The organism is Robinsoniella sp., assembly GCF_034124845.1.
Genome location: NZ_JAWYAJ010000360.1, coordinates 1 through 3,309 on the forward strand (window position 1 = coordinate 1; position 3,309 = coordinate 3,309).

Here is a 3,309-nt window from a genome sequence, read left to right on the forward strand (position 1 = left end):
TCAGTGCCCGCTTACAATCCGATGGGAGCCAGTCGAATTGTATCCGCCAAAAAGCCAGCCAAAACATATTGTGCTGTATCCAATAAAGAACAGCCAGCCACAACCCAGGGGTCCCACCATGCTTAGAAAACCAGTTTCCCACGCCCATCTTTTCGTACACTACCTATCTTATACAAAGCGTCCTTACTCAGCAAAACCCGTATTACATTCCACTATTTCCCTGAATATTATGATAAATATCGAAATATTTTGATATAAGAATCAGGCAATACAAGTTATGATAAGCATAACAACAGATCAAGAGAATTTGATTTAAAAGAAGGAGAAATGAAAATGGAACAGAATACCGGAATGACAAAGACCTACAGTAAGAAATTTTTATGGCGGCAGAGAATTGGCTTTGGAATCTCTGATTATGCCTGTAATCTGGCATATCTGATGGTCAATACGTATCTTTTGATTTATTATACAGATGTGGCAGGACTGAATGCATCGGCAGTTGCTTTTATGTTTTTGGTTACCAAATTTTTTGATGCCTTTACCGACTATGTAGTGGGGACATTAATTGATAAAACCAATACCAAGATGGGTAGAAACCGCCCCTGGATGCTGGCTGGAGCTCCGGTTCTTGCAATTGGCATGGTGCTTGTGTTTACCAGCCCCGATTTTTCCCAATCCGGAAAATTGATCTGGGCATATGCAACTTATATCATCTTTTCCTTTGGCTACACCTTGGTGAATATTCCTATGGGATCCATCCTTCCTACATTGAGTGCTGATCCCACAGAGAGAACTAAAATTGTAACTTCCAGAACCATTTTTTCCAATCTTGGTTCCCTGACATCTGCATCTATGGCATTGTTTCTAATCTCCAGGCTTGGCGGCGGAGACGTGGCAGCTGGTTACCGCAATACTAATATCATATTTGGAATCATCGTTGTAATCATTTTATTCATTTGTGTATTCAATATCAAGGAAATAAATCCGGCACCTAAAGTTGTGAAAAAGACAAGTATAGTAAAAGATCTTGGCAGTCTTGTAAAGAATAAGCCTTATATGTTAATGCTTGCCCAGACCTTTTTCTTATTTGTCGGCTACCTGGGGATGTTTGCAACCATCGCTTATTATTTTAAATATATTGTGGGCGATGAAATGCTCACCTCAGTTGCCGTATCCCTGTTAACAATTGTACCCATTGTATCCATGCTTTTATCAGGAGTTATGAATCAGAAAATATCCAAGAAAAATATCTCTATTCTTGGTACTGCAATTCAGATTTTAGGATTCATCTTATTATTTGCTGCGAGAAACTCCATTGCCATGATTTATTTCAGTATCGGTATTATTGGATTTGGAATGGGATTTCGTCAAACGATGTTTTTCTCTATGCTTGCAGATACCGTGGATTACGGGGAATGGAAAAATGGAAAAAATCTCGCAGGTACACAGACCGCCGTATCCGGATTTATTAATAAAGTAGCAAGCGCTTCCGCAAGTGCCATTGCGGCGGGACTTCTGGCATGGGGAGCATATGACGGCGCGGCGGCAGTTCAGAGCGCAAGTGCCAACACTGCGATTACCATAGCATTTATTGGAATACCCGTTGTCTGTAATGCAGCATGTATTATAATCCTGTTTTTCTATGATTTAGATCAAGTATATCCGAAGATCAAGAGGGAAATGGATGAGCGCAGATTGACAAATGCCAAGGAGGAGAATGCATATGTGGAAGTATGATTTTAAAGTACCGGATCAGAAAAAGTACCGGGTGATTGTCCACACGGACTGTAAAAATGAAGCTGATGACCAGTTTGCGGTTGCCCATCACCTCATGACTCCTAAATTTGATGTGAAGGGAATTGTCGCGGGGCATTTTTGTAAAAATCCTCAGGAATACGGGGAGGAAAATACTGCAAAGGCAAGCCTCCAGGAAGTGGAAAAAGTACTTGGACTGATGGGGGTAAAAGAGCAATATCCGGTTTTGCTGGGAGCACCCCACTCTTTAGAAGATGAGAAGGCTCCCATAGATTCAGAGGGTGCCAGATTTATCATTGAAGAAGCGTTAAAAGAAGATTCACGGCCTCTCTTTGTGGTCTGCCAGGGTGCTGTTACTGATTTGGCAAGCGCATTACTTATGAAGCCGGAGATAGCGGATCGAATGACGGTCATCTGGATTGGCGGAGGTGTGTGGCCAAAAGGCGGATTTGAATTTAATCTGATGATGGACGTGAAGGCGGCAAACCTGGTATTTTGTTCGAAAGTTCCACTATGGCAGGTACCTATGGATGTGTATAAGCAGATTGCGGTTTCACTGGCGGAATTGCAGTACCGGGTGAAACCCTGTGGAGCAATCGGAAAATACCTGTTTGAACAGATGGCGGCATTTAATAACAAGCTTGCTGATTATGCACCATGGCCCCACGGAGAGACCTGGGGACTTGGAGACCAGGCAACTGTTACACTGCTTTTAGATGAACTGGAAAAAATGAATTACGATTTAAAGCCTGCTCCGGCAATTGGGGAGGACATGACTTATATCCACGGTCAGAATAACCGGGAAATCAGGGTGTATCATACCCTGGATGCAAGGATGACCATGGAAGATTTCTATGCAAAACTGGCGATCAATTTTGGTGCGGGTATTTAAACCTTTAAGGGCAAATAAGGGAAACGGAGGAGTAATACATGGCATATCTGGTTTTTGATGCAGGCGGGACATTTACAAAGTATGCATTTATGAATGAAAATACAGATATTCTGGAGCGTGGGAAATTGATTACGCCGGATTATACAACGGGAACGAAAGAAGCGTTTATCGGTATGATCAGCGACGTAATAGAACGTTATAAGGACAGAATCGAAGGCATTGCCATCAGTATGCCCGGCATGCTGGACAGCGATGCAGGGTACTGTGTAACTGCCGGGTATCTGGCATATTTATGCGGTACTCCACTGGCTGAGATTCTATATGAGAGACATCAGATACCGGTCACAATCGAAAATGACGGGAAATGTGCTGCATTGGCTGAATTCTGGAAAGGCAGCCTGAAAGGATGTACCAATGGTGCGGTTTTGGTTTTGGGTTCCGGAGTGGGCGGCGGACTGATTATTGATAAAAAGCTGTATAAAGGCAGGCGGCAGACAGCAGGTGAATTCAGTTATGTGGCAGTGGAGGAAAACAGGAAGTACGAATTGGACGGCTACTGGGGAATGAAGAGCGGATTCCAGGGTTTCGCCAAAAGAGTGGCGTTTTATACCGGGGAGGATTGGGAAAAATATGACGGACTGCAATTATTTGAACGCGCTGAA

Annotated in this window: 3 protein-coding genes; all 3 read left to right on the plus strand. The window is 43.2% G+C overall.

Annotated elements, in window-relative coordinates; translation table 11 throughout:
• Positions 1-333: 333 nt before the first annotated feature.
• A complete protein-coding gene (locus tag ACH2DQ_RS18280; RefSeq protein WP_394912515.1) occupies positions 334-1,737 on the plus strand; it encodes an MFS transporter in 1,404 nt (467 codons plus the stop codon).
• Complete coding sequence (locus tag ACH2DQ_RS18285) at positions 1,724-2,647, plus strand: nucleoside hydrolase (protein WP_394912514.1); 924 nt, start codon at positions 1,724-1,726, stop codon at positions 2,645-2,647. The genes ACH2DQ_RS18280 and ACH2DQ_RS18285 overlap by 14 nt, the downstream gene beginning before the upstream one ends.
• Before the next feature lie 38 nt (positions 2,648-2,685).
• Positions 2,686-3,309: ROK family protein (locus ACH2DQ_RS18290; RefSeq protein WP_395027768.1), on the plus strand; the 624-nt coding region annotated here is incomplete at its 3' end.